General features: G+C 66.3%; 6 protein-coding genes. 1 reads left to right on the forward strand and 5 read right to left on the reverse strand.

Features of this window, described 5'->3' with window-relative positions:
* Nucleotides 1-22 precede the first annotated feature (22 nt).
* Nucleotides 23-301: an HU family DNA-binding protein gene (locus tag ACBJ59_RS57300; protein ID WP_375118409.1), complete on the reverse strand. Its 279-nt coding sequence runs from the start codon at nucleotides 299-301 to the stop codon at nucleotides 23-25.
* Between the two features lie 205 nt (nucleotides 302-506).
* Between ACBJ59_RS57300 and ACBJ59_RS57305 the strand changes: the two genes are divergently transcribed.
* Nucleotides 507-971, forward strand: a complete 465-nt coding sequence (locus ACBJ59_RS57305; RefSeq protein WP_375118410.1) for an ATP-binding protein — start codon at nucleotides 507-509, stop codon at nucleotides 969-971.
* A gap of 62 nt (nucleotides 972-1,033) precedes the next feature.
* On the opposite strand, the gene ACBJ59_RS57310 is transcribed toward ACBJ59_RS57305, so the two are convergent.
* The 4 genes from ACBJ59_RS57310 to ACBJ59_RS57325 all read right to left on the reverse strand — a co-directional run.
* Complete coding sequence (locus tag ACBJ59_RS57310; RefSeq protein WP_375118411.1) at nucleotides 1,034-1,309, reverse strand: hypothetical protein; 276 nt, start codon at nucleotides 1,307-1,309, stop codon at nucleotides 1,034-1,036.
* A gap of 12 nt (nucleotides 1,310-1,321) precedes the next feature.
* The gene (locus tag ACBJ59_RS57315; RefSeq protein ID WP_375118412.1) at nucleotides 1,322-2,083 is read right to left on the reverse strand and encodes a hypothetical protein; all 762 of its coding nucleotides are present in this window, start codon (nucleotides 2,081-2,083) and stop codon (nucleotides 1,322-1,324) included.
* Nucleotides 2,083-2,868: a hypothetical protein gene (locus tag ACBJ59_RS57320; protein WP_375118413.1), complete on the reverse strand. Its 786-nt coding sequence runs from the start codon at nucleotides 2,866-2,868 to the stop codon at nucleotides 2,083-2,085. The genes ACBJ59_RS57315 and ACBJ59_RS57320 overlap by 1 nt, the downstream gene beginning before the upstream one ends.
* A 75-nt stretch (nucleotides 2,869-2,943) precedes the next feature.
* The coding region (locus ACBJ59_RS57325; protein ID WP_375118414.1) for a DNA cytosine methyltransferase at nucleotides 2,944-3,639 on the reverse strand (696 nt) is incomplete at its 5' end.

The raw sequence follows: 3,639 nt of genomic DNA on the forward strand, positions 1-3,639 counted from the left end.
CCCCCCCGACGAGCTGGTGTTGTTACTTGTTGACGGCGGCCTTGACCTTGGTGGATGGCCGGAACCGCATGACCCACTTGCCGGGCACCTCGACCACCTCGTTCGTGTTCGGGTTCCTGGCCTCACGCGCCTTGCGATAGTCGCGGTCGAACACGCCGAGCCCGCCGATGCGGACCTCCTGGCCGGCGGCCACGGTGCCGACGATGATGTCGATGAACGCATCAACGCTCCGCGCTGCAGCCGCGCGAGACGGCGCGTCCGTCCGCTGGCGGAATTCCTCGATGACGTCTGCCTTGTTCACGCTGCGCTCCCCCTATACGACGAATCTGCTCACACAGAACAGCAGGATACGCGCCAGACGCAACTGATACGCACGGCGCGTCTGACGAGTCAGAGCGACGGCGGGTGTGGCGAATCGCACAACAGCCCGATATCACCTGCGGCATACTGAGAGGTCGAAGGGGTATCCATACGACGTCTCTGTGCAGGTATCGGCAGGTGAGCGCATGGCCGAGTTCCGCCTTCATTGGCAGGTCACGAACCTCGCCTTGACCCGTGCCAATACCGAGATCGTCGGATTAGTCAGCGGCCTGAACTCAGTGCGGCTCCAGGACTTAGTGATCACAGTCAACGAGGCTGTGACCAACGCACTTGAACACGGCGCCGGTCCAGCGATGGTCACCTTAACCGCTGACGAGGTGGGCGTGGCAGTCGAGGTCACCGATTCAGGCAACTCCCTGGAAGAGCATCACTTGCAGCTGGAGCCAGGTCAGCGCCCCAGCCGTGGGATGGGGCTGTGGATCATCCGACAGCTTGCTGATCAAATAAAGGTAGATCGACCTCCAGGGCAGTCTCGTCTTCGGTTCCGAGTGAACCGTGTAGCTCCGGCAGGGGTAGTCCTAGGGTCACCGTCAAGGTGGTACTCCAAGCCAATGGAGCATCCCCCAGAGGAGCCAACAACTTCCCTCTAATCAGGCGGTTTCTCGTTCCCGGCTCGTACGTCCTCGGATTCAGCCGCCGGCTGGCATGCGGCTTAGACACAGGCGGCCTCCTCGATGAGTGCGCGGGCCCGCTCGTACGCCTCGTCCACATCGATTCCGTAGTTCTGGGCGACGATGACGTCCACGAGGTCGTTAACCGCGCGGGCGGCATCCCACGCGGAGACGACCTGCACGGCCTGGTCCTCGTCGGACCCGGAGACGAGCGCAGCAAAGCCGATCTCCTTGACTGCCTTCTCAGTGGCGTCCCGCAGCAGGGTCCGCCTGCACCGGTCGAGCGGCTCACGGCAGTGGAAACACATGACGGACATCAAGAGCCCCTTTCAGATCAGGGTGAGTTGTACAGGTTCGGGAGCGAGGGCAGGGATGCGCGGTGCGGCCTGGACCTCGCGCCCGGGCGCGAGGTCGTAGCAGCCGTTGTCCCAGGCGCGAGTGAGGTCTTCTGGTTCCATGAGCGCTGGGTCGTCATCCAGCAGCAGTTGCCACGTCCAGCCCAGGACGGACGGCAGGTGCTTGTCTGGGCCGTTGGTGAGCAGCGTTCCGTCCGCCGAGTCGGCGTCCATCGCCGCCGCGGCGTACCGCATCCGCTTGAACGAGTTGACCCGGCCCACATGGACCCACAGCCCAGCGGCGCACGCTGCCCGCGCGAGTACGGCGGCCGCCGGCGACAGCTTCCACGCCGTCGATCCGCCGATGAACAAGCAGTCGAAGTCCTCCCAGTGCCACCAGTCGCAGAATTCCAGGTAGTCCTGGGCGACAAGCGCGACCGGGTATCCCAATCGCCGGATGCGGTCGAGGTAGGGGTATGAACGGTTGATGGTGGCGAACGCGTTGAAGGGGACGTCGGGCGCGGTCGCGAACAGGCACCGGTCGGCGAACTCCGCGCGTTCCTCCAGCCAGTCCATGTACGCCTCGTCGCCGACGTACGTGCTGCCGAAGATGCCGGAGTCGGCGGCCCACCAGCCGTGGTCGGGGACGCGGTTGCCCGAGGAGGGGGTGACGATGGCGCCGAGCCGGCGCGCGTGGATGTGTTCTCGGATCCGGGCAGTGGACGGTGGCGCCAGGTACAGCGGCGCGTGCATCATTAGCAGGCCGCCGCGGTGTCGAAGAGGGTCGGCTGACGGGCCCTCTTCCGACGACGAACCAGACCGGCCTCATGCCGGCGGCGCAGCTCCGCGAGCGTCAGCGGATACTTCACCGCGGCGCGGGTCTCGGTGAGGATCGCCACGTCCTTGTCGTGCGTGACGCGGAACTTCTCCTCCAGTTCCTCGGCGTAGGCGTACCGCTCTGGGAAGGTCTCCAGCGTGAGCAGCCACTGCTCGCGCCCGGCCCTCACGCACAGGCCGCCGCAGTTGTTGTGTTCGTAGCCCAGCTCGTAAAGCCGGGGCACGGCGATGCCGAGGGCCCTGCACTCGTCGAGCATCCGGTCCTTGGACCAGTGCGGCTCGTCACACATTGGGAACTCGACTTGCCACGGCGACCAGCCGGCCACGGTGCCGGGCAGGCGTCGCTTCTCTGCATGGTCGAACCCGACGTAGGCGATGGTGTTGGCCGCGTCGCAGTGCTCGGTCATCCACCGGCGGCAGGGCACCTGCTTGAGGTGCTTGCTGCAGGGCGCGAGCCGGGAGTTGCCGAGCCATTTGACGTCGAAAAACACCTCAAACGGCGTGCGGCCGTCCTTCACGATGGTCGGCGCGACGCCGAGGTGCGCGCTTGCGTCGTCCATGAACCGGTAGAGGTCTTCGTCTTCGGTCAGGGTGTCGGCGAACAGCAGTACGAGGTTGTCCGTGCCGTACTTAGCCTTGACTCGGTCGGCGGCGTGAAAAGACCCGATGCCGCCGCTCATCTGGACGACATGGCAGGTAGCCATGGCGGTCTCCTTCAGTGAGGGGGAGCCCCGCCGCACACCGGCGGCGGGGCAGAATGCGGTACCGCAATCAGCGGCTCAGGCTGCGAGGTCGTAGTCGAACCGGGTCAGCTCAATGCCCAGGAACGCCTCGATCAAGGCGCAGGTCAGGATCTCCGCCATGGGCGGCGGGACCGCGTTGCCGATGAGCTTGACCTTGTCGCGGGCGGTGTCGGCGACGAACACATAGCGGTCCGGGAACGACTGGGCGCGCTGGAGCTCCGGGATGCGGAGCATCCGGAACAGGATGGACGACACGTCGATCTGGCCGTCCGAGGTGAGCAGTGCCCATCGGTCCCGCGTCGGCAGCGTCCCCACTGGCTCATGCACGCTCTGCGTGCGCCCGTTGCCGTAGTACGCCATGAGCAGCGTCTCGGGCAGGGGCAGGCCGGGCGGCGCGGTAACGAGCGACTGGTGTCCGGTCGTGGTGACCGTGCGCATGTGCTCGCTGGTCGGGGTGACGTGCTCGCGTCCGTCGCCCCGGCTGCCGTTGTTCCGCATGAGCAGCGCTGGCGGCGGCTGCCAGCCGGGAGGAACGCCCAGCCCGTGATGGAAGCCGCCAGCCGTGACCGCGTGCGCGGGGTCCTCGAAGGCTGGCCGGGATTTGAACTCGTCGCCACCGCCCCGGAACGGGAACACCAGCGGCAACATCCCGTCCTTGAAGGCCGGGTCAGTAGCCAGTCCGTGGTTGGAGCCGTCCGAGACGAGCGTCGCCAGCGGGTCGGAGGTCGGGTT

Origin of the sequence: Nonomuraea sp. MTCD27 (assembly GCF_041950495.1) — a bacterium.
Lineage (GTDB): Bacteria > Actinomycetota > Actinomycetes > Streptosporangiales > Streptosporangiaceae > Nonomuraea.

Excerpts from the sequence above, each read along its gene's own strand:
- ACBJ59_RS57305 (WP_375118410.1), top strand. The coding sequence starts at position 507 with ATGGCCGAGTTCCGCCTTCATTGGCAGGTCACGAACCTCGCCTTGACC.
- ACBJ59_RS57310 (WP_375118411.1), bottom strand. The coding sequence starts at position 1,309 with ATGTCCGTCATGTGTTTCCACTGCCGTGAGCCGCTCGACCGGTGCAGG.
- ACBJ59_RS57315 (WP_375118412.1), bottom strand. The coding sequence starts at position 2,083 with ATGATGCACGCGCCGCTGTACCTGGCGCCACCGTCCACTGCCCGGATC.
- ACBJ59_RS57320 (WP_375118413.1), bottom strand. The coding sequence starts at position 2,868 with ATGGCTACCTGCCATGTCGTCCAGATGAGCGGCGGCATCGGGTCTTTT.